This window comes from Microbacterium lushaniae, assembly GCF_008727775.1.
GTDB classification, from domain to species: Bacteria; Actinomycetota; Actinomycetes; order Actinomycetales; family Microbacteriaceae; genus Microbacterium; species Microbacterium lushaniae.
Genome location: NZ_CP044232.1, coordinates 2,782,297 through 2,802,196, shown reverse-complemented (window position 1 = coordinate 2,802,196; position 19,900 = coordinate 2,782,297). Strand labels below are relative to the sequence as shown.

20 protein-coding genes are annotated in these 19,900 nt (G+C 70.6%); 9 read left to right on the top strand and 11 right to left on the bottom strand.

The window, feature by feature from the left end:
• Positions 1-6: 6 nt before the first annotated feature.
• The 6 genes from F6J85_RS13480 to F6J85_RS13455 form a co-directional block, all read right to left on the bottom strand.
• Positions 7-1,041: an NADP-dependent oxidoreductase gene (locus F6J85_RS13480; RefSeq protein WP_150925709.1), complete on the bottom strand. Its 1,035-nt coding sequence runs from the start codon at positions 1,039-1,041 to the stop codon at positions 7-9.
• Positions 1,042-1,164: 123 nt separating this feature from the next.
• Positions 1,165-1,662 (bottom strand): MarR family winged helix-turn-helix transcriptional regulator, encoded by a 498-nt coding sequence (locus tag F6J85_RS13475; RefSeq protein WP_150925707.1) that lies wholly within the window; start codon positions 1,660-1,662, stop codon positions 1,165-1,167.
• The gene (locus F6J85_RS13470; RefSeq protein WP_150925704.1) at positions 1,655-3,346 is read right to left on the bottom strand and encodes an MDR family MFS transporter; all 1,692 of its coding nucleotides are present in this window, start codon (positions 3,344-3,346) and stop codon (positions 1,655-1,657) included. The genes F6J85_RS13475 and F6J85_RS13470 overlap by 8 nt, the downstream gene beginning before the upstream one ends.
• A gap of 99 nt (positions 3,347-3,445) precedes the next feature.
• On the bottom strand, positions 3,446-4,099 hold the full coding sequence (locus tag F6J85_RS13465) for a YqaJ viral recombinase family protein (RefSeq protein WP_150919991.1): 654 nt from the start codon (positions 4,097-4,099) through the stop codon (positions 3,446-3,448).
• Positions 4,100-4,157: 58 nt separating this feature from the next.
• Positions 4,158-4,670, bottom strand: a complete 513-nt coding sequence (locus tag F6J85_RS13460) for a hypothetical protein (protein ID WP_150925703.1) — start codon at positions 4,668-4,670, stop codon at positions 4,158-4,160.
• A gap of 36 nt (positions 4,671-4,706) precedes the next feature.
• A complete protein-coding gene (locus F6J85_RS13455) occupies positions 4,707-4,937 on the bottom strand; it encodes a hypothetical protein (RefSeq protein WP_150925701.1) in 231 nt (76 codons plus the stop codon).
• A 544-nt stretch (positions 4,938-5,481) separates the two neighbouring features.
• Here F6J85_RS13455 and rplJ point away from each other — a divergent pair.
• Positions 5,482-5,997: a 50S ribosomal protein L10 gene (gene rplJ / locus F6J85_RS13450; RefSeq protein WP_150919988.1), complete on the top strand. Its 516-nt coding sequence runs from the start codon at positions 5,482-5,484 to the stop codon at positions 5,995-5,997.
• A gap of 44 nt (positions 5,998-6,041) precedes the next feature.
• Positions 6,042-6,431: a 50S ribosomal protein L7/L12 gene (rplL, locus tag F6J85_RS13445; RefSeq protein WP_135068465.1), complete on the top strand. Its 390-nt coding sequence runs from the start codon at positions 6,042-6,044 to the stop codon at positions 6,429-6,431.
• A gap of 59 nt (positions 6,432-6,490) precedes the next feature.
• Here rplL and F6J85_RS13440 read toward each other — a convergent pair whose 3' ends face one another.
• On the bottom strand, positions 6,491-7,534 hold the full coding sequence (locus F6J85_RS13440) for a LacI family DNA-binding transcriptional regulator (RefSeq protein ID WP_150925699.1): 1,044 nt from the start codon (positions 7,532-7,534) through the stop codon (positions 6,491-6,493).
• A 250-nt stretch (positions 7,535-7,784) separates the two neighbouring features.
• Here F6J85_RS13440 and F6J85_RS13435 point away from each other — a divergent pair, with 250 nt between their 5' ends.
• From F6J85_RS13435 to F6J85_RS13420, 4 genes are all read left to right on the top strand, one after another.
• The gene (locus F6J85_RS13435; protein ID WP_150925697.1) at positions 7,785-9,140 is read left to right on the top strand and encodes an ABC transporter substrate-binding protein; all 1,356 of its coding nucleotides are present in this window, start codon (positions 7,785-7,787) and stop codon (positions 9,138-9,140) included.
• Positions 9,141-9,254: 114 nt separating this feature from the next.
• The gene (locus F6J85_RS13430) at positions 9,255-10,223 is read left to right on the top strand and encodes a carbohydrate ABC transporter permease (RefSeq protein WP_150919984.1); all 969 of its coding nucleotides are present in this window, start codon (positions 9,255-9,257) and stop codon (positions 10,221-10,223) included.
• Positions 10,220-11,203, top strand: coding sequence for a carbohydrate ABC transporter permease (locus F6J85_RS13425; protein ID WP_150925695.1), 984 nt, complete (start codon positions 10,220-10,222; stop codon positions 11,201-11,203). The genes F6J85_RS13430 and F6J85_RS13425 overlap by 4 nt, the downstream gene beginning before the upstream one ends.
• Before the next feature lie 59 nt (positions 11,204-11,262).
• Positions 11,263-13,686, top strand: coding sequence for an HAD-IC family P-type ATPase (locus tag F6J85_RS13420; protein ID WP_150925693.1), 2,424 nt, complete (start codon positions 11,263-11,265; stop codon positions 13,684-13,686).
• Position 13,687: 1 nt separating this feature from the next.
• On the opposite strand, the gene F6J85_RS13415 is transcribed toward F6J85_RS13420, so the two are convergent.
• From F6J85_RS13415 to F6J85_RS13405, 3 genes are read right to left on the bottom strand one after another with little or no spacing between them, the layout of a single operon-like run.
• Positions 13,688-14,092 carry a hypothetical protein gene (locus tag F6J85_RS13415; protein ID WP_150925690.1) on the bottom strand — a complete coding sequence of 135 codons (405 nt, stop codon included), beginning with the start codon at positions 14,090-14,092 and terminating at the stop codon, positions 13,688-13,690.
• A gap of 41 nt (positions 14,093-14,133) precedes the next feature.
• Positions 14,134-14,802 (bottom strand): DUF305 domain-containing protein, encoded by a 669-nt coding sequence (locus tag F6J85_RS13410; protein ID WP_150925688.1) that lies wholly within the window; start codon positions 14,800-14,802, stop codon positions 14,134-14,136.
• Between the two features lie 7 nt (positions 14,803-14,809).
• On the bottom strand, positions 14,810-15,526 hold the full coding sequence (locus F6J85_RS13405; protein WP_150925687.1) for a DUF3105 domain-containing protein: 717 nt from the start codon (positions 15,524-15,526) through the stop codon (positions 14,810-14,812).
• A 250-nt stretch (positions 15,527-15,776) separates the two neighbouring features.
• Here F6J85_RS13405 and F6J85_RS13400 point away from each other — a divergent pair, with 250 nt between their 5' ends.
• Complete coding sequence (locus tag F6J85_RS13400) at positions 15,777-17,120, top strand: multidrug effflux MFS transporter (protein ID WP_420846086.1); 1,344 nt, start codon at positions 15,777-15,779, stop codon at positions 17,118-17,120.
• Between the two features lie 12 nt (positions 17,121-17,132).
• Here F6J85_RS13400 and F6J85_RS13395 read toward each other — a convergent pair whose 3' ends face one another.
• A complete protein-coding gene (locus F6J85_RS13395; protein ID WP_150925685.1) occupies positions 17,133-17,627 on the bottom strand; it encodes a nitroreductase family deazaflavin-dependent oxidoreductase in 495 nt (164 codons plus the stop codon).
• A gap of 38 nt (positions 17,628-17,665) precedes the next feature.
• Here F6J85_RS13395 and F6J85_RS13390 point away from each other — a divergent pair, with 38 nt between their 5' ends.
• Both F6J85_RS13390 and F6J85_RS13385 read left to right on the top strand, forming a co-directional pair.
• The gene (locus F6J85_RS13390) at positions 17,666-18,337 is read left to right on the top strand and encodes a phosphatase PAP2 family protein (protein ID WP_150925682.1); all 672 of its coding nucleotides are present in this window, start codon (positions 17,666-17,668) and stop codon (positions 18,335-18,337) included.
• A gap of 25 nt (positions 18,338-18,362) precedes the next feature.
• Positions 18,363-19,892, top strand: a complete 1,530-nt coding sequence (locus F6J85_RS13385; protein ID WP_150925680.1) for an SDR family oxidoreductase — start codon at positions 18,363-18,365, stop codon at positions 19,890-19,892.
• Positions 19,893-19,900 lie beyond the last annotated feature (8 nt).

Here is a 19,900-nt window from a genome sequence, read left to right as displayed (position 1 = left end):
GCGCGCCTAGTCGTCGCTGACGCGCAGGACGACCTTCCCGCGCGCGTGGCCGCGCTCGAGCTCGGCGTGGGCGTCGGCCGCATCGGCCAGATCGAAGACGCGGTCGATGTACACCTGCACGGCGCCGGAGTCGAGCAGGCGCGCGATCGTGGCGAGCACCCCGCCGTCGGGGATGACGGTGTAGCCGGTCGCGCGGACACCGGCCGCCGCCGCATCCTCGGTGAAACCCGGCCATGTGCCGCGGGGCACCTCGATCAGCAGGCCGCCGGGGCGCAGGACGGCGAGCGATCGCGTTCCTGTCTGCGCGGAGTCGTTGCCGACGAGGTCGATCACGACGTCGACCTCGGTGGCGACCTCCTCGAAGCGCTGCGTCGAATGGTCCACCACGACCGCGGCACCCAGATCCCGCAGCCAGTGGGCATTGCGGGCGGAGCCGGTCGCGATGACATGGGCGCCGAAGTACGCGGCGAACTGGACGGCGAAGTGACCGACCCCGCCGCTGCCGGCGTGGATGAGGATGCGCTGCCCCTCATGCGCCAGCGCGGTCTCCACCACGATGCCCCACGCCGTCAGCGCGGCCAGGGGCACCCCGGCCGCCTCGACGTGCGAGAGCGACGCGGGCTTGCGGGCGATGGACAGCGCCGGGGCCACGACGTACTCGGCGTAGCTTCCCGGGCTCCGGGGGAAGGCGGACATCCCGAAGACCTCGGTGCCGGGCGGGAAGGGGTAGGCCTCGAAGGGGGCCTTCACCACGACACCGCTGAAGTCGTACCCGAGCGTCGCGGGGTAGTGGCAGATCTGTCCCGACACCCCGGCGCCGGTCCGGGTCTTGGCGTCGATCTGGTTGACGCCGGCAGCCACGACACGCACGAGCACTTCGCTGAGCGCCGGGGCGGGGACCTCGACCTCGGCCGGGCGCAGCACGGCGGTGTCGCCCACGGCGTCCAGCACCTGGGCCCGCATCCTCGCCGGAGGCGCGGCTGGCGGGGTGAGGACGGTGCCCGTGGGAGCGGGCTCGGGGCGCAGCGGGCGGAATCTCATCCGTCGCTCCTTCCGTGCGGTCGGCGTCGGCAGCACAGGTGACTGGGACGATGTCCAGTCAAGCCGAGCAATGTCTCGCCGGTGTTACGCGGCGGTCACTGCCCGGAGAAGCTCCCGAGCTCGCTACCGCGCATCGCCGGGTGCCCGGCCTGTCGCCAGGGCCGACAGCAGCACGGCGGCGTGGCGGATGTCCTCCACCGACCAGTCCGCGAGAGCCGCGGTCAGCCGGCCGCTGTGGGGGGTGCGCGCGGCGGCGAGCCGCTCGGTGCCCAGCGGCGTGACCGCGATCAGACGCGAGCGGCGGTCCAGCGGGTCGGGTGTGCGAACGACGAAGCCGAGCCCCTCGAGCTCACTGACGCTGCGACTGGTGAGGCCCTTGTCGGCGGTCAGGCGCTCGGCAAGGGCCGACAGGGTGACCGGCCCGAGGCGATTCACCGCGGAGAGCACCTTGAACGTCCCCGGCAGCATCCCGGGGCTCGCCGTGTCCGCCGCCTCGGCGAGGAGCCGGCGGAACACCGTCACGAGTTCCGAGAACGATCCCTCCAGCGCGTTGATCGCGTCCGTGCGCTCGTCGCCGTCGGCGGCGCGGGCAGGGTCGGCATCCGGGGTCACGTCAGTCATTCTTCCGCGTATCCGGCCGGCCCGAGCGCCGCGGCCCACCGTCCTGCACGGCCTCGACGGAGCCGGTGGCGCTCAGCGCGGCCATGCCTTCGGCGGTGGACACCGTGGCCAGGTCGGCCTCGCCGGCGGCGAGGCGCTCGGCGGTGGTCATCCGCGTGAGCGGGTGGTTCGGCAGGAAGACGATGGCGAGGAGGCTGATCACCGCAAGGGGGACGGCGATGAGGAACGCCTGCGCGATGGAGGTGGCGTAGACCTGTTCGAAGATCACGCGCACCGCCTCGGGAAGGGCCGACACCTGGGGAAGCGAGCCGGACTGCAGCTGATCGGCCACACTCGCCCCCGCCGGTCCGAGCCCGGCGATGGCCGTCGCCAGCTCGGCCTGCCGGCTCGCCAGCAGCGAGGTCACGGATGCGGCCACCGTCGCGCCCATCACCGAGACGCCGACCGTGCCGCCGAGGCTGCGGAAGAACGCCACTGCCGCGCTCGAGGTGCCGAGGGTGGCAGGGTCGGCGGTGTTCTGGACGATCAGGACCAGGTTCTGCATCGTCATGCCGACACCGGCACCCAGGAGGAACATGTAGACGCCGACGAGCACGAGCGAGGTGTCGTAGCGGATGGTCGACAGCAGGAACGAGCCGGCGATCAGCAGCACGGCGCCCAGGACGAGGTAGGCCTTCCAGCGCCCGTAGCGGGTGATGAGCGCGCCCACGACGATCGAGGCGATCAGCAGGCCCGCGATCATCGGGATCGTGAGGAGCCCGGCCTCGGTCGGCGAGGCGCCACGGGCGAGCTGCATGTACTGGCTGAGGTACACCGACGTGCCGAACATGGCCAGGCCCGTCGCGATCGACGCCACCACCGAGAGGGTGAACGTCGCGTCGCGGAAGAGATTCAGCGGCACGAGGGGCTCGGGCACCTTCAGCTCGGTGACGATGAACAGCACCGTCGCCAGCGTGGCACCACCCACCATGAGGGCGGTCTCGGTGCTGGCCCACTCGAAGGTCTGGCCGGCGTTGGTGATCCAGATCAGCAGGAGGGAGACGGCTGTGGCCAGGAACACGATGCCCAGGTAGTCGATGCGGACCTTGCGGGGCGGATGCTTCGGCAGGTGCAGCGTGCGCTGCTGGATGATCAGAGCGGCCACGGCGAAGGGCAGGGCGACGAAGAAGTTCCACCGCCATCCGAACGCGTCGGTGATGAGGCCGCCCAAGAGCGGTCCGCCCACCGTGGCGACGGCCATCACGGCCCCGAACAGACCCATGTAGCGACCCCGCTCGCGCGGGCTGATGATGTCGGCCATGATGACCTGGCTGAGGGCGGCCAGGCCGCCCGTGCCCACGCCCTGGATCGCGCGGAACGTGATCAGGGTCTCGGGGTTCTGCGAGAACCCGGCGGCGGCAGTGGCGAGGACGAACAGCGTGATCGCGATCTGGATGAGCAGCTTGCGGTTGAACAGGTCGGCGAGCTTGCCCCAGATGGGCGTCGAGATGGCGGTCGTCAGCAGCGTCGAGGTGACGACCCACGTGTACACGGCCTGATCGCCGTTGAGATCGTGGACGATCACGGGGAGCGAGGTGGACACGACGGTCGAAGCCAGCATCGACACGAACATGCCCATGAGGAGCCCGAGCAGGGCGGGCAGGACGCGGCGCCGGGCGGGCGTGGTGGAGGAATCGAGAGCCATGGGGCCCTTTCGTGCGGGAGACGGTTCCGCGACGACATCGGCGCGATAGTTGAGCTACGTCAACGATACGCCGGTTGCTTGACTTACGTCAACGACTCCTCATTCCGCCAGCGCGAGCGCGCGGAACGCCTCTCGGGGCGGCGGTGCGGGCGCGGCGCCCTGGCGAGCGCGCATCGTCCGTCGGTGCAGTTCGTCGATGAGGGCCGTGGCCAGCCCCACGAGTGCATCGATCTCACGCTGGTCGCGGTCGACCCACTGGCAGCGCGGCTCGTCGTCCACCGGCACGAACCCGTCGTGCACCTCCCACGTGACGAGTGTCCGCTCCGCGCCCAGGACGTGCTGCTGCCACCACACCTGCCGCAGATAGGGGCGCGGGATGCTGCGCCAGGCCTTGTTCGTCGTCTTGATCTCGGCGAGCACGACGCGGCCCGCCGCATCCACCCCCACCCCGTCGGGGGTCGCCAGGTGCCGCTTCTCCACGACCGCGTGGAACAGCGCGGAGGAGGGCTGGATGCCGTGGGTGGCAGCGACCCACGCGGCGATCTCGGGCTCGCGGAGCCGCCCGTGCGCCGTGTAGGCATTTCCGGAGAACCGCGATCCGCCGCCCAGCTTCTGATCCGCTGCCTTCGCGATCGCGCGCTCGCTGGTGAGCGAGGCCACGTCGGTCGCGGTGATACCCCGGGAGCGGGCCCGGATCCACGCCACGCGGTCACGGGAATCCGCGACGATCCGGGCGGCGAGTTCGGGGGTCACCTCTCGAGGCTAACCCGGCCCCGCGACGCCTGCAGCACGGCACGCGGCGAAGCCGGCGTCACGCGCGCGAACGCCGCATCCGACGGTCATGACCCAGCGGGTCGCGATGTCCGTAGCCGTTCTGGATGCGCTGGACGCCGCCGAACTGGCCGGCTGTGACGGCGAGGAACAGCACCGACCACAGGCACGCGGCCACCACGAATGCCGGGTCGGGGCTCACCGCGACGAAGTAGTAGATCATCGAGACGGAGAACGCCGACGCCAGGAAGGCCGACGCCACGGTGATGATCCGCGGCAGGAGATCGGGGGAGTATCCGACCCAGCGTGCGGTGAAGTAGTCCGAGACCATCGGGCGGCGCGCGCCGGTGCGGTAGGGCAGTGCGCTCCAGTACCCCGCCGCGCGCGCCAGCCGGCGGCCGGAGCGGTGCAGCATCCACAGCACGAGGACGGCAGGGGCGCCGACCACGAGCGCGACGAGGATGCCGGCGATGGCCAGGTCGATCGACGGTGAACCGCTCAGGCGACCGGGCGTGAGGGCTTCGACGGTCAACAGGATCCCGAACGTGGCCACGACGCCGCCGCCGGTTCCCCAGTGCCGGGATCATCCTCACGCGACACCGCTCCTCTCGGGGGCCTGCGCCGGCGTGACGGGTCGGGGCGTCCGCGTGCGGCCGAACGAGAAGAAGCGACGGAGTGCGACCCAGGCCGGGTCCGACTCCGAGTACGCCAGGAAGACCCGCCACGCCCCGCCGGACATGCAGACCGTCGTGGCCAGGGCCACCGGCGCCAGCAGGATCATGAGCAGGAACACGCCGGGCTGCGAGTCGGTCCAGGCCATGACCGCGAACAGGATCGCCAGCGCGCCCGTTCCCACTGTGGCGCCGGTGAAACCGAAGCGGAGGGACAGCGCGGGCCAGCCGCGACGGGCGCGCGTAGTCGGCCCAGAGGGCGCGCTCGGCCTCGGGGGCCACCGCCGCGCCCGCGACCTCGTGCGGTGCGACCTCGCCGGTTGCGCGTTCGAACTCCCGGGCGCGCTCGGCGACCTCGATCCATTGCTCCGATTCGGGCAGAATCATCCGCAACGCCATCGTCATCCCCCCGGGTGAGTGTGTCTGGCACCCATTGTGCCCTCGCGGGATTTGCCGCACGCAACTCCGGCACGTATGCTGGTGGGCAAGCCAAAGACCGTCGGTCATCGGTGTGCGCGCAAGTGCAGCCCGATCGAAGCTCTGCACAGCAGGGGCCCACGCAGGTGACACAGAACGATTCTCCTGAATCCAGCTCCGTGCGCCTGCGCCGGAGCTTTTTTGTTGCCTGCATCGCGATGGTCCCCGGCCGGCGCCCCGCTTCCGCGGAGCGCCTCGTACATACAAGGAGTGGCCATGGCGCAGAAGGAAGCATCGGTCGCCGAGCTCACGAAGCATTTCGAGGACTCGACCGCCGTTCTGCTGACCGAGTACCGCGGGCTGACGGTTGCCGAGCTCAAAGAGCTCCGCAACAGCATCCGTCAGGACGCGGAATACGCCGTGGTGAAGAACACGCTGACCAAGATCGCCGCAGGCAATGCGGGGGTCACGGGACTGGACGACGACCTCAAGGGTCCGTCGGCCATCGCGTTCGTGCACGGTGACCCTGTCACCGTCGCGAAGGGTCTGCGTGCCTTCGCCAAGGCACACCCTCACCTCGTGATCAAGGGCGGCTTCTTCGACGGAGCATCCCTGACCGCGGATGAGGTCAACAAGCTCGCCGATCTCGAGAGCCGTGAAGTCCTGCTGGCGAAGCTCGCCGGTGCGATGAAGGCGACGATGACCAAGGCGGCGTACGTCTTCAATGCGCTCCCGTCGAAGGCCGTCCGCACGGTCGACGCGCTGCGCGAGAAGCAGGAGTCCGCGGCCTGACATCGGGCCCCGGCACAGCGAAACCCCAATCAAGGAGAAACATCATGGCAAAGCTCAGCACTGAGGAGCTGCTCGACGCGTTCAAGGAGCTCACCCTCATCGAGCTCAGCGAGTTCGTGAAGGCGTTCGAGGAGACCTTCGACGTCACCGCCGCCGCGCCCGTCGCGGTCGCCGCTGCCGGCGCTCCCGCCGGTGGTGCCCCCGCCGAGGAGGAAGAGGTCAAGGACTCCTTCGACGTCGTCCTCGAGTCGGTCGGCGACAAGAAGATCCAGGTCATCAAGGTCGTCCGCGAGCTCACCTCGCTCGGCCTGGGTGAGGCCAAGGCCGTCGTCGACGGCGCGCCCAAGCCCGTTCTCGAAGGTGCCAACAAGGAGACCGCCGAGAAGGCCAAGGCTGCCCTCGAGGAGGCCGGCGCTTCGGTGACCCTGAAGTAACACCCTCCGCGAAAGGCCCCGGATGCGACGCATCCGGGGCCTTTCCGTTTCCGATGGCCTCAGCGCGGGGGGTGCGTGTCGGAGACGGCGATGGCCGGAGCCGGGTCCGCCGGTGCCGTCGAACTGCGCACGACCAGTCGCGCCTGCAGGAGCAGTTCCTCCCGCGCCCGCGCCGGGTCGCCGATCGTGCGCAGCAGCAGGTCGACCGCGGCGCGGCCCTGCTCGCGCGGGAGCTGGCGCAGCGTCGTGAGGGAGAACATCTCCGCGTACTCGTGATCGTCGATGCCGACGACGCTGAGGTCGCCCGGCACGGCGATCGCGAGGCGGCGGGAGGCGATGATCGCCCCGATGGCCACTTCGTCGCACGCCGCGACGAGTGCGGTGGGGCGCGCGCGGGTCTCTCCGAGCAGATCGACCGCTGCGGCGTATCCCTCGGGGATGCTGACCCCCGAGCCGACGTGGCGGATGTGCGCGGCCAGCCCCGCGTCGGCCATCGCCTCCTGGTAACCGCGCAGACGGAGGCGGTCCACGTGCGCGAAGTGGTCGTCGGTGTCGCCACCGAGGAAGACGATGAAGCGATGCCCGAGGGCGATGAGGTGCTCCGTCGCGCGCCGGGCCGCGTGCACGTCGTCGACGGTGACCAGGCTCGACGGGCCCGTGGCGCCCACGACGCTCACCACGGGGCGTCCGATCCGCTGGAGCTGCTCGAGCTCTCCTTCGGCCGGCTCCAGCCCGACGGCGATCAGTCCGTCGAACCGCCGGCGGGGGAGGAAGTCCTCGAGGATGCGGCGGCGCTCCTGCGTTCCGGGCGGGGCCTCGTAGAGGGTGAGGTCGAGGTTGCGCTCCAGCAGCGCGGACTGCACGCCCCCCAGCACCTGGGCGAAGAACCACCGGGCCACGGTGGGTACGAGCACGGCGACGGACTGCATCCGACCGGTGGCCAGGCTCACCGCGCTGGTGGACGGCACGTATCCCAGGGAGGCGGCGACCTCGGCCACGCGGCGACGCGTCTGCTCGGACACGTATCCACTGCCCGTGAGTGCGCGGCTGGCCGTGGATTTGGAAACGCCGGCGATGCGCGCGACGTCGGAGATTCCGCTCATGTGGCCTCCTCGCCGCATCGTCGCACCGCCCTTGCCGCACAAAGGGTAACCGCGCCCCGCGCGAAATGGAACCGGTTGCGGGAGCTGCCGGCGACCGCGGAACCGTTTCCAGACCGGCTGAGAGCGCTCCCATTGGCGGTTATGCAGTCGTGATCAATGGTTGTTGTGCCGTGCGTGGAAGTCGCATACCGTGGCCTGGAATCGGTTCCTGACGGGAGCCGCACCAGAGCTCTCAAAGAGGAGGAACCACATGGGCATGTCACAGCACCGTCGCCTTTGGGCGCCGCTCGCACTCGTCGGCGTCGCCGGCTTGGCGCTTGCCGGTTGTACCGGTGACATCGAGGCCGGGGGCGACGACGTCGACTGCGCCGACTACGAGGACTACGGCACGTTCGAGGACGCCACCGTCACCATCGGCGGAACGATCCTCGACCTGGAGGCCGACCGTCTGGTGGAGTCGTGGAGCGACTTCGCCTCGTGCACCGGCATCGAGATCAACTACCAGGGCTCGAGCGAGTTCGAGGCCCAGATCGCGGTCCTCGCCGAGGGTGGCAACGCCCCCGACATCGGCATCGTGCCGCAGCCGGGCCTGCTGGCCCGTCTCGCCGCCGGCGGCTGGATCGTGCCGGCGTCCCAGCCGGTGATCGACAACATCGACGAGGGCTGGGACCCGATCTGGAAGGAATACGCCACGATCGACGGCACGACGTACGCCGCGCCGCTGATGGCGAGCATCAAGGGGTACATCTGGTACTCGCCGGCTCAGTTCGAGGACAACGGCTGGGAGGTCCCGACGACCCTCGACGAGATGATGGAGCTGTCCGAGACGATCGCATCCGACTCCGGCCACCAGCCGTGGTGCGTGGGTCTGGAATCCGGCGAGGCGACCGGCTGGCCGGGCACCGACTGGATCGAGGACTTCGTGCTGCGCCAGGCCGGCGCGGACTTCTACGACCAGTGGGTCACGCACGAAGTTCCGTTCAACTCGCCCGAGGTCGTCACCGCGTTCGACTCGGTCGGCGAGTACCTCAAGAGCGATGAGATGGTCAACGGCGGATTCGGCGACGTCTCCACGCAGATCAGCACGCCGTTCCAGGAGGCGGGTCTGCCCATCCTCGACGACGAGTGCTCGCTGCACCACCAGGCCTCGTTCTACGAGACCTTCTGGAACCCGGACGGCGGAGACGACATCACCGTCGCACCCGACGGCGACGTCTTCGCGTTCCTGATGCCCCCCGTCGACGCCGACGACCCGCAGGCGGTCACCGGTGGCGGCGAGTTCCCGGTGGCGTTCCGCGAGGCCGAAGAGGTCGAGGCCGTGCGGACCTACCTCGCCAGCGCCCTGTGGGCGAACAACCGCGTGAGCCTGGGCGGCGTCATCAGCGCCAACAAGGGACTCGACCCGGCCAACGCCTCCAGCCCGCTGCTGGAGCAGTCCATCGAGATCCTGCAGAGCCCCGACACCGAGTTCCGCTTCGACGGTTCCGACCTGATGCCCGGCGCCGTCGGTTCCGCGGCGTTCTGGCGGGGCATCGTCGAGTGGATCGGCGGACAGAGCACGCAGACGGTGGTCGATGAAGTCGAGGCCAGCTGGCCCACCAGCTGACCGTGAGCGGGCCGGGATGGGATGCTCCGTCCCGGCCCGCTCATCCCCTCCCCGTGTGCGCTGCGGGGCCGGATCTGAGGTTTCCCTCGGCAGACGAGGCAAGAAAGGCGAACGATGACAACCGCTGATCTCATCGGGAAGATCCTTCAGGTGGTGCTCGGCCTCGTGGTCTTCGCCGCCATCCTGGGGATCATCGTCCTCCTGATGGGCCGTGCGCCTCGTCGCGGGCGCACCGCCTGGCAGCTGCTGTGGTTCCTCCTGCCCGCGCTGCTCCTGCTGGCGGTGGGGCTGGTGTGGCCCGCGATCCGGACGACGCTGCTGGCGTTCCAGGACAACAGCGGCAACTTCAGCTGGAACAACTTCGCGTGGATGTTCACGCAGCCGGCGGCCATCCGCACCCTCATCAACACCGTCATCTGGGTGCTCCTGGTGCCCACCTTCTCCACCGCTCTGGGGCTCGCGTACGCGGTCTTCATCGACAAGTCGCGCGGAGAGAAGATCTACAAGGCGCTCGTCTTCATGCCGATGGCGATCTCGTTCGTCGGGGCCGGCATCATCTGGCGCTTCGTGTATGAATACCGCTCGGCGGGCCGCGAGCAGATCGGCCTGCTCAACGCCCTCTCGGTTGCGTTCGGCGGCGACCCGGTGCAGTGGCTGCAGACCGACCCGATCAACACCGTGCTGCTCATCGTCGTGATGATCTGGATCCAGACCGGGTTCGCGATGGTCGTGCTCAGCGCCGCGATCAAGGGCATCCCGACCGAGCAGATCGAGGCCGCCCAGCTGGACGGCACCAACGCATGGCAGCGGTTCATGAACGTGACCGTCCCTGGTATCCGCGGATCCCTCGTGGTGGTGCTCACGACCATCTCGATCGCGACCCTGAAGGTCTTCGACATCGTCCGCACGATGACCGGCGGCAACTTCAACACGAGCGTCGTGGCGAACGAGATGTACGTGCAGGCGTTCCGCGCGAGCGAAGTGGGCCGCGGCTCAGCCCTGGCCGTCATCCTCTTCGTGCTCGTGCTCCCCATCGTCATCTACAACGTGAACGTGCTTCGCAAGCAGAGGGAGATCCGATGAGCAGCAGTGTCGCCCCCGTCGACCTCCCCACCCCCGACGGCAAGGACGAGTACCGGATCGCCATCGCCGGCACGGCGACGTCACGGACCAAGCGGCGGCTGACCTCCCGCGGCGCCACGGTGGCTGCCCTGATCATCGCCATCCTGTGGACGATCCCCACGTTCGGGTTGCTCGTCTCGTCCTTCCGCCCGGCCGAGCTGATCCAGGAGACCGGCTGGTGGACGATCTTCCAGAACCCCGGTTTCACGCTCGACAACTACCGTGACGTGCTGCTGTCGCCGTCGCAGTCCTCGCCGCAGCTGGGCGCGTACTTCGTCAACTCCCTCGCGATCGCGATCCCGGCCACGATCTTCCCCCTCGTGTTCGCCTCGATGGCGGCCTACGCCTTCGCGTGGATGCGGTTCCGCTTCTCCAACGGGCTGTTCATCTTCATCTTCGCGCTGCAGATCGTGCCCATCCAGATGGCGCTGGTCCCGCTCCTGCAGACGTTCTCGGTGTGGCTGCGGCCGGGCCAGCAGTGGCTGCACGATGTCATCCCGTTCATCCCCGAGCAGAACTATCTGCCGCTGTGGATCGCGCACACGATCTTCGCGCTGCCGCTGACGATCTTCCTGCTGCACAACTTCATCTCCGAGATCCCCGGTGACGTCATCGAGGCCGCTCGTGTGGACGGCGCCAGCCACACCCAGATCTTCTTCCGCGTCGTGATCCCGCTCGCAACTCCCGCCATCGCGTCGGTGGCGATCTTCCAGTTCCTGTGGGTGTGGAACGACCTGCTGGTCGCCCTCATCTTCTCCGGCGGAACGCAGGATGTCGCCCCGCTCACCCAGCGCCTGGCCGAGATGGTGGGCTCTCGCGGGCAGGACTGGCAGCGACTGACCGCCGGCGCGTTCGTCTCGCTGATCGTGCCGCTGATCGTGTTCTTCTCCCTGCAGCGCTACTTCGTGCGCGGCCTGCTGGCCGGAAGCACCAAGGGCTGAGGGCAGGACGGCCCGGAGCCGGCGTACCGTCGGCGCGGGCCGCGGCGTAACCTGACCGCATGGATGCCGCCCCCGGTCCCGTCGCGGCGGCCCAGGCGGATCCGGGGCTCGATGCCGCCGCCGTCGCCGAACGGACCGCGGCGGGGGAGACGAATGCGTTCACCCCGGACACCAGCCGCAGCGTCTGGAACATCGTCCGGGCCAACGTCTTCACGCTGTTCAACGGCATCATCTTCGGTTGCTTCTTCGTCCTGCTGCTGCTCGGACGCTGGCAGGACGCGCTGTTCGGGGCGATCGCCCTGTCCAACTCGATCATCGGATGCGTGCAGGAGTTCCGCGCGAAGGCGGCCCTGGATCGGCTTGCGCTGCTGAACGCGCCGCGCGCGCGCATCCGTCGCGATGCGGTGGAGGGCGAGATCGCGCCGGCGGCCGTCGTCCTCGGCGACCTCCTCGTGCTGCGCCCGGGCGACCAGGTTCCCGCCGACGCCGTGGTGACGCAGGCGCGCGGCCTGCAGATCGACGAATCGATGCTGACGGGCGAGGCCGACGCCATCGACAAGCACGTCGGCGATGAGGCGCTGTCGGGGTCGGTGGTGATCGCCGGCGACGGGCGGGCCCGTGTCACGCGCGTGGGGGCCGACTCCTACGCCAACCGGTTCGCCGGTGAGGCGAAACGGTTCTCCCTCGTCAGATCCGAAGTGCGTGCCGTGGTGAACCGGGTGCTGGTGTGGATGGGCTGGATCATCGGCCCCGTCGCTCTGCTCGTCCTGAACGCGCAGATGGTGGTCGCCGGCGGGTGGGGCCCGGCGTGGCGGAGCGGAAGGTGGACCGATGCCGTGGTCAGCACGGTTGCGGCGATCACCGCCATGATCCCGCTCGGCCTGGTCCTGATGACCTCGATCGCCTTCGCCGTCGGCGCGGCCAGACTCGCCCGTCAGCAGGTGCTGGTCAACGAGCTGCCCGCCGTGGAGGTGCTGGCTCGCGTGGACGTCGTCTGCCTGGACAAGACCGGGACCCTCACCGCCGGTGACATCGCCTTCGACGCCGTCCACGCGATGACGGACGCCCCCGACGGCGTGGCCGACACGCTGGCCTGGTACGCCGCCGCCCCGGGGGCCAACGCCACCGCGCGGAGCCTGCGGGAGTCCTTCCCCGTCGTCACGCCGCGTCACCCGGTGGGGGAGATCGGCTTCTCGTCCGCGCGCAAGTGGAGCGCGGTGTCGTTCCGGGACGACGCGGGCGGGACGTGGGTGCTCGGAGCCCCCGAGATCGTCCTGGGAACCGACGGCGCCGGCAAGGCGACGGAGGTCGGCCGTCTCGTCACGACGCTTGCAGCCGCCGGCCGGCGCACGGTGGTGCTCGCCCGCTCCCCGCACGCGCTCACTGCAGCAGACGTCGCCGCCGAACGGCTCCCCGCCGGTCTCCGCCCGGCGGCGGTGATCACGTTCCGCGAGCGGATCCGGCCCGACGCCGCCCGGACGCTGCGGTACTTCGGCGATCAGGGCGTGGTGATCCGGGTGATCTCCGGGGACAACCCCCGTACCGTGGCGGCGGTTGTACGGGAGGTGGGGATGGACGTCGGCGAGGGGTACGACGCCCGCCTGCTGCCCGAGGACGACGACCAGCTCGCCGATGTCATGGAGCACAACACCGTCTTCGGGCGCGTCACGCCCGAGCAGAAGAAGCGGATGGTGCGCGCGCTGCAGGCTCGCGGTCACACCGTCGCCATGACGGGGGACGGCGTCAACGACGCCCTCGCGATCAAGGCCGCCGACCTGGGGATCGCGATGGGTTCGGGCGCCGCCGCCACGAGAGCCGTCGCGCGCATCGTGCTGCTGGACGGCCGGTTCTCGCGCCTCCCCGGCGTCGTGGCCGAAGGGCGCCGGGTGATCGCCAACATCGAGCGCGTGTCGATGCTGTTCTTCACCAAGACGGCATATGCGACCACCCTGGCGGTGCTGTTCGGTGTGCTGCTCCTGCCCTTCCCCTTCCTGCCGCGGCAGCTGTCGATCACCGACGGGCTCACCATCGGCATCCCGGCGTTCTTCCTCGCGCTGCTGCCGAACGCGCGACGCTACGTTCCCGGGCTGCTCAGGCGTTCGCTGTCGTTCGCGGTTCCTGCCGGGCTCGCGATCGCGGCCGCGCTCCTGGTCTACGACCTGGGCGCGCGCCGGCTCGGCATGGACGAGGCCGCCGTGCGCAGCGGCGCGACGATCATCCTCGCCGTGGTGGGGATCTGGGTGCTCGCGGTGCTCGCGCGTCCGATCACGCCGGTGAAGGCGATGGTCGTGGGGGCGATGTTCGTCGCCCTCGTCGCCGTCTTCACGGTGCCGCAGTCGACGGAGTTCTTCGAGCTCGTCGACCCGGGGGAATCGGGCGCGTGGCTGGTCACGGTCACCACGGTCACGACGGTGCTCGTGATCGAGGTGGTGCGCCTGTTCCACCGGCGGTACCTCGCGCGTGCGCTCGCCGGCGTGGCGTGACTCACGCCGGCGGCGGTGCGAAGGCACGCGAACCGGGCGGCACCCACACGACCAGGGCCACGAGGGCCTGCACGATCACCTGCGCCACGGCCACGGCGTCCCACGAATCGGTGGCGACCAGCGTCGTGGCGTTCAAGGCGACGAGCACACCGAGATAGCCCGTGCTGAGGGCGCGGGAGAGGCGGCTGCCGCGGGCCAGTCCGGATGCCACGGCCAGGAGAAGCAGTCCGGCGAGGATGATGCCCGAGCCCAGGAGCGAGACGGCGAGCACGGCCTCGGTGGCGACGCGGTAGCGGCTGAGCAGCACCAGGATGCCGACGGCGACGTTGCCGAGCGCGCTGGCGTAGACCAGCGCGACCGCGATCCAGATGACGACGGGACGGCGCGGATTCGCGGAGTCCGTCACGCGACCACTGTAACCGGCCGCCCGGCGGCGCCCCAGGGTCGTTACCCGGCGCAGCCCAGCCGGGCGGCCATCGACTCCATCGCGGCGATCTCACCGGTCTGCGCGGCGATCATCCCCTCTGCCACGGCGTCGACGCGGGCGTCGGAGCCGAGCTCCACGACGGCCTCCGCCATCGGGATCGCACCCCCGTGGTGGCGGATCATCAGCTCCAGGAAGAGGCAGTCCGCCTCCGCGCCGGTGGCGTCCTGCAGCTGCGCCAGCTGGGCGGGCGTGGCCATGCCCATCTGCTCCTCGGGGTCTGCGGACTCCGGTGCGCCGGCATGGTCGTGAGCGGAGGAGTCCGCCATCCACGCCATGAGCGGCCCGCCGGCCTGGGGCAGCCCCCAATTCACCAGCCACCCGTACATCTCGCCCCGCTGCCCGGCCTGCGCGGTGGCCATGTCGTAGGCCAGCACCCGCAGCTGGGGGTCGTCGGTCTTGCGGTGGATCTCCATCGCCATCTGCACCGCCTGCCCGTGATGCACCTGCATGTCACGGGCGAATCCGGCCTCGGCGGACGTGGTGGACGGATGCTCCGGGGCGGCGGTGGCCCCGAACGCGCTGAAGCGGCCGATCGCGAAGGCGACGGCCGCGACCGCCACCGCGACCAGCAGCACCACGACCCACGGCGCCACCCGTCTCGGCGCCGGCGCGGTGTCGGGGTCGGTCATGGTCGGGTCAGAGCTTGCCGGGGCCGTCCAGGGCGCCCGAGCAGCTCGCGTTGGGCTCGGGGACGTTCTGGCTCCGCCAGTACTCCTCGAAGAACTCCGGGATGCGCTCATCCGAGGCCGAGTCGAGGGAGAGCTGGTTGTTCCACGCGCTGAGCACGATGGGGGAGTCCAGCCCCTCGTACGGCGACAGGATGACGTAGGTGGAGGGCAGGTGCGCCTTCAGGGCAGCCAGGTCGTCGTCCGACAGCGCGGCGGCGTCGTACGTGACCCAGATGGCGCCGTGCTCGAGCGAATGCACCGCGTTCTCGTTCTTCTGCGGCTCGGTGTAGATGCCGCAGTTCAGCCACGCCGAGCTGTGCGGGCCGCCCGCCGGAGGCGTCTGCGGGTAGTCGACGGGCTCCTCCACGTGCGTGGTGTCGTTCTCGAAGGTCTCGACCCCCTCGATCTCTGCGCCGGCGCTGTCCAGAGCGCCGTACGTGGGCGCGCTGCGGGGCGCGAAGACGAAGGACGCCACGACGAGGGCGACGACGGCCAGCGCGGCGGTGGAGCCGACCACCCACCACACGACCTTGCTGCGGCGGCGCTTTGCGAGCTGGCGCTGATATTCTGCGAGCTTCTCCTGGCGCTTCTGCTCGCGCTGCTGCTTGACGGTCTGGTTGATGTGCGCCTGCGTGGCGGGGTTCCCGCTCTCACGGCGATCGGCGGGGCGTGACGGAGGAGTCATGTGCGGCGTGTTCGGGTTCCGGTCGTGAGCGAGGACACGTCGGCACGGCGCCGACGGCCCCAGCCTATTCGTATGCATCGGTGAGGGGGCTGAGAAGCTGCCGTCGCGCGGGCCGGGACTTCTGCCGCGGGGTGCGGACCTGGCTATCATGGTGCGGGTGCTCGAATCGATTCGAGCCCCCACCCCTCACCCCACCCCCCTCAGACCCGGATTCCGGGTCTTCTCGCCGATGCTCCGAAACGAAGGCTCCGTGGTCGACACCGATTCCCATCCGATCGTCTCCCCGGCCCGCGACGGCCGCGCCCGCCCGGCGACCACGGGAGCCATCCGCACCCTGGGGAGCAATCCGGCCACCGCGCCGATCATGCTCCACCCCGGCGATTCGCTGTCGACCGGGCGACGGGTGGTCTACATCATCCTGCTCGGCGCGCTGACTGCCCTCGGCCCGTTCACCATCGACCTGTACCTGCCGGCGTTCCCGGTGCTCGAAAGCGACTTCCGCACGACCGAGGCCGCGATCCAGCTGACGCTCACCGGAACCATGATCGGCTTCGCGCTCGGCCAGCTCGTCGTCGGGCCGCTCAGCGACAAGGTCGGCCGGCGCGTTCCCCTCCTGGCCGTCACGGCGCTGCATGTGCTCGCCAGCACGGCGGCGGCGCTGGCACCCACGCTGGAGCTGCTCTCGGTGACCCGCGTCCTCATGGGCGCCGGTGCCGCCGCCGGCGGGGTCGTGGCCGCCGCGATCGTCCGCGACCTGTTCGGCGGCCGGCGCCTCGTGGTGATGCTCTCCCGGCTCGCGCTGGTGTCGGGGGTGGCACCCGTGCTCGCGCCGCTGGTGGGCTCAGGCCTGCTCCTGGTGATGCCGTGGCGCGGCATCTTCGTCGTCCTCGCCGTCTACGGCGCGGTCATGCTGATCGCCGCCCTCTTCCTCGTCCCCGAGACCCTTCCGCGTGCGCGACGCGCCGAGCAGGCCGGCACGACCATCTGGCAGCGCTACCGCAGCGTCCTGAGCGACCGCGTCTTCCTGGGCGTGCTGGTCATCGGAGGCATGACCTTCAGCGGGCTGTTCTCGTACCTGTCCTCCTCGTCGTTCCTCTTCCAGGGGGCGTACGGCCTGGACGCCCAGCAGTACGGGCTGTTGTTCGCCGCGAACTCGCTCGGGGTTGTCCTCGGCGTGCAGGCGGCCTCGCGCCTGGCCGCGCGGTTCGGTCCGCAGTGGGTCATGGCGTGGTCGACCGCGATCATGCTGGTGGCCGGCACCGCCATCGTGATCACCGATCAGCTCGGGCTCGGCATGTGGGGGACGGTCGTTCCGCTGTTCTTCTTCATGACCGGATGCGGCTTCACGTTCCCGTGCGTCCAGGTGCTGGCGCTGGATCGTCACGGCAAGGCCGCCGGTACCGCGCAGTCGATCATCGGGGCGACCAACTTCGGCGTGGCGGGCCTCGTCTCGCCGGTGGTGGGCTGGGTGGCCGGTTCGGCCGGCATCTCGGCGACCACGATGGCCGCTGTCATGGTCGGATGCGCCGTGATCGGCGTGGCGGCGCTGTGGCTGCTCGTCCGCCCGCGCACCGTGGGGCTGCTGGCGCCCTGACCCTCGCGCAGGTCAGCGGTCCCGGCGCACCGGCTGCAGCCGGAACAGGCGGACTGTGCGCGCGGAGTCGCGCTCGTAGCTGCGATAGCCGGGCCACTGTCGTTCGATGCGCGCCCACGCCGCATCGCGCTCGTCGTCGCCGATGGGTGTCGCGTGCACGGGCATCCGCCGCCCCCGCACGGTGATCTCCGCGTCGGGGTGGGCGAGGAGATTCGTGGTCCATGCCGGATGCCGCGACCCGGCGAAATTCGTCCCCGCCACGATCGCCCGGCCCGATCCGTCGGGGGTGTACATCAGCGGGACGTCCCGTGGCTGACCCGACTGCGCGCCCACCGTGTGCAGGACCAGTGAGGGGACCAGCAGCGCGCTGATCTGCACGCGGCCGCCCGTGGCGCGGGCGAGGACGCGTTCGACCGGCGGGAGCACGCGCGGCCCGAGGCGGCGGAAGCACCGCGTGCGCGTCAGCGGTGCCACGAGATGGCGGACGATGTCAACGGCCTGGTTCATGGCGCCCATTGTCGCGTGTACGGGGGCACAATGAGGCGATGAGGCCCAACCCCGTACGCACCCGCCGGCTCGTGATCGGTCTGAGCGCGATCGCTCTGGCGTGCCTCCTGGGCGCCTGGATCTTCTGGCAGGACAACGCGCCGTTCGCCGTGGACACGGCGTGGAACAGTGCGCTCGTGGACTGGCCCTCGCCGGCGCTGGTGGTCTTCTCCCAGGTCATGAACGTCTTGGGCGGTGGGTGGATCGGCGCGCTGATCATCCCGCTGGGCGGGGCGATCGCGCTCATGCTGATGCGCCGCCACTGGGCGGCGGCGTACTTCCTGTCGGCGGAGGCGGTCAGCGCGGCGCTCGTGCAGATCCTCAAGCAGGTGTTCGGCCGGGCGCGCCCGGAGGAGATCCTGGTGATGAGCGACTACGGGTCCTTCCCCTCCGGCCACGCCGCCAACGCGGCGACCCTGGCCGTGATCGCGGCGATCCTCTTCCCCCGCGCGTGGGTGGTGGTGGCCGGCATCGTCTGGACGCTGCTCATGGCCTTCAGCCGCACCTATCTGCACGCGCACTGGTTGAGCGACACCACCGGCGGCGCGCTCGTGGGCGCGGGGGCGGCACTGGCCATGGCGGCGGTGTTCACGGTTCCGCTCGCGCGCGAGGCGGCGGCGTTCTCGGCACCGCCGCGGGCTCCGGCGGAGCTGCAGGGCCCTGGGGCGTGAGGTTCCGGGCGCATAACGTCGGGGCATGACCGAGCTGAGTGCGCCCACCGGACGCGAGCCCGAACTGCGGGCGGTGCCCCGCGCCGACGGCACGATGCCGCGGGCCCTCGTGATCGGGGCGACGGGCTACCTCGGCGGCCGCCTCGTGCCGCGCCTGCTCGCCGCCGGTTACGCCGTGCGCGTCCTCGCGCGCACGCCCGAGCGGGTGCGCGCCTTCGAGTGGGGCGACGAGGTGGAGGTGGTGGAGGGCGCGGCGGCGGATGCGGCGGCGGTCCGCGACGCCGTGGCCGACGTCGACGTGGTCTACTACCTCGTGCATTCGATGGCCGCGGGCACGGGCTTCGAGGAGGCCGATCGCCGGGCCGCCCAGACCGTGGCCGATGCCGCGGCGGCCGCGGGCGTGCGACGCATCGTCTACCTCGGGGGGCTGCATCCCGACGACGTCCCGCTCTCCCCGCACCTGCGCTCCCGCGTGGAGGTCGGCCAGATCCTCCTCGACAGCGGCGTGCCTACCCTCGTGCTGCAGGCCGGCGTCGTGATCGGGTCGGGTTCGGCGTCGTTCGAGATGGTGCGCCACCTCACCGACGTGCTGCCCTACATGCCGGCCCCGCGCTGGGTGCGCAACCGCATCCAGCCGATCGCCGTCCGCGATGTGCTGCACTACCTGCTCGGGGCCGCCCGGGTGGATCCCGCCGTCAACCGCGCCGTGGACATCGGCGGGCCGGACGTGCTGCGGTACGGGCAGATGATGAACGGCTACGCCGTGGTCGCCGGGCTCCGCCAGCGCGCCATCGCGGCGCTGCCCGTGCTGACACCGCGCCTGGCCTCGCACTGGGTGAACCTCGTCACACCCATCCCGCGCTCGATCGCACGGCCGCTCGTGGAATCGCTCCAGAACGACTGCGTCGTCAAGAACGACGACGTCGACGCGCTCATCCCGCCCCCCGCCGGAGGCCTCACGCCGTATCGGCGGGCGGTGGCGCTGGCCCTCGGTCGCGTGCAGGCCGACGACGTCGAGACGAGCTGGCGGGATGCCGAGCTGTCGGGCGTGCCCAGCGACCCGCTGCCGAGTGACCCCGACTGGGCCGGGCGCGCGGTGTTCACCGACGCCCGCTCGGCGCGCACGCCGGCGCGGCCGGAGCGGCTGTGGGCTGTGGTCGAAGGGATCGGCGGGGAGAACGGGTGGTACTCCTCGCCGGTGCTGTGGGCGCTGCGGGGGTGGATGGACCGGATCGTGGGGGGTGTGGGGCTCGCGCGCGGTCGCCGCAGCCGCCGCCGGCTCGCCGTCGGGGATGCGCTGGATTTCTGGCGTGTGGAGGCGGTGGAGCCCGGCCGGCTCCTGCGCCTGCGCGCGGAGATGAAGGTGCCGGGGCTGGCGTGGCTGGAGCTTCGCGTGACCCCCGAGGCCGAAGGAGCGCGCTACGACCAGCGCGCCGTGTTCTTCCCGCGGGGGCTGGCCGGGCGGCTGTACTGGCTCGCTGTGCTGCCCTTCCACGGGCTCATCTTCCGCGGCATGGCCAACCGCATCACCGCAGCCGCGGCGCGCGCCTCGTAGGCTGGGCG

Excerpts from the sequence above, each read along its gene's own strand:
- F6J85_RS13385 (WP_150925680.1), top strand. The coding sequence starts at position 18,363 with ATGACCGAGCTGAGTGCGCCCACCGGACGCGAGCCCGAACTGCGGGCG.
- F6J85_RS13475 (WP_150925707.1), bottom strand. The coding sequence starts at position 1,662 with ATGACTGACGTGACCCCGGATGCCGACCCTGCCCGCGCCGCCGACGGC.
- F6J85_RS13455 (WP_150925701.1), bottom strand. The coding sequence starts at position 4,937 with ATGGCCTGGACCGACTCGCAGCCCGGCGTGTTCCTGCTCATGATCCTG.
- rplL (WP_135068465.1), top strand. The coding sequence starts at position 6,042 with ATGGCAAAGCTCAGCACTGAGGAGCTGCTCGACGCGTTCAAGGAGCTC.
- F6J85_RS13405 (WP_150925687.1), bottom strand. The coding sequence starts at position 15,526 with ATGACTCCTCCGTCACGCCCCGCCGATCGCCGTGAGAGCGGGAACCCC.
- F6J85_RS13395 (WP_150925685.1), bottom strand. The coding sequence starts at position 17,627 with ATGAACCAGGCCGTTGACATCGTCCGCCATCTCGTGGCACCGCTGACG.
- rplJ (WP_150919988.1), top strand. The coding sequence starts at position 5,482 with ATGGCGCAGAAGGAAGCATCGGTCGCCGAGCTCACGAAGCATTTCGAG.
- F6J85_RS13425 (WP_150925695.1), top strand. The coding sequence starts at position 10,220 with ATGAGCAGCAGTGTCGCCCCCGTCGACCTCCCCACCCCCGACGGCAAG.
- F6J85_RS13470 (WP_150925704.1), bottom strand. The coding sequence starts at position 3,346 with ATGGCTCTCGATTCCTCCACCACGCCCGCCCGGCGCCGCGTCCTGCCC.
- F6J85_RS13430 (WP_150919984.1), top strand. The coding sequence starts at position 9,255 with ATGACAACCGCTGATCTCATCGGGAAGATCCTTCAGGTGGTGCTCGGC.
- F6J85_RS13420 (WP_150925693.1), top strand. The coding sequence starts at position 11,263 with ATGGATGCCGCCCCCGGTCCCGTCGCGGCGGCCCAGGCGGATCCGGGG.
- F6J85_RS13410 (WP_150925688.1), bottom strand. The coding sequence starts at position 14,802 with ATGACCGACCCCGACACCGCGCCGGCGCCGAGACGGGTGGCGCCGTGG.
- F6J85_RS13480 (WP_150925709.1), bottom strand. The coding sequence starts at position 1,041 with ATGAGATTCCGCCCGCTGCGCCCCGAGCCCGCTCCCACGGGCACCGTC.
- F6J85_RS13390 (WP_150925682.1), top strand. The coding sequence starts at position 17,666 with ATGAGGCCCAACCCCGTACGCACCCGCCGGCTCGTGATCGGTCTGAGC.
- F6J85_RS13435 (WP_150925697.1), top strand. The coding sequence starts at position 7,785 with ATGGGCATGTCACAGCACCGTCGCCTTTGGGCGCCGCTCGCACTCGTC.
- F6J85_RS13440 (WP_150925699.1), bottom strand. The coding sequence starts at position 7,534 with ATGAGCGGAATCTCCGACGTCGCGCGCATCGCCGGCGTTTCCAAATCC.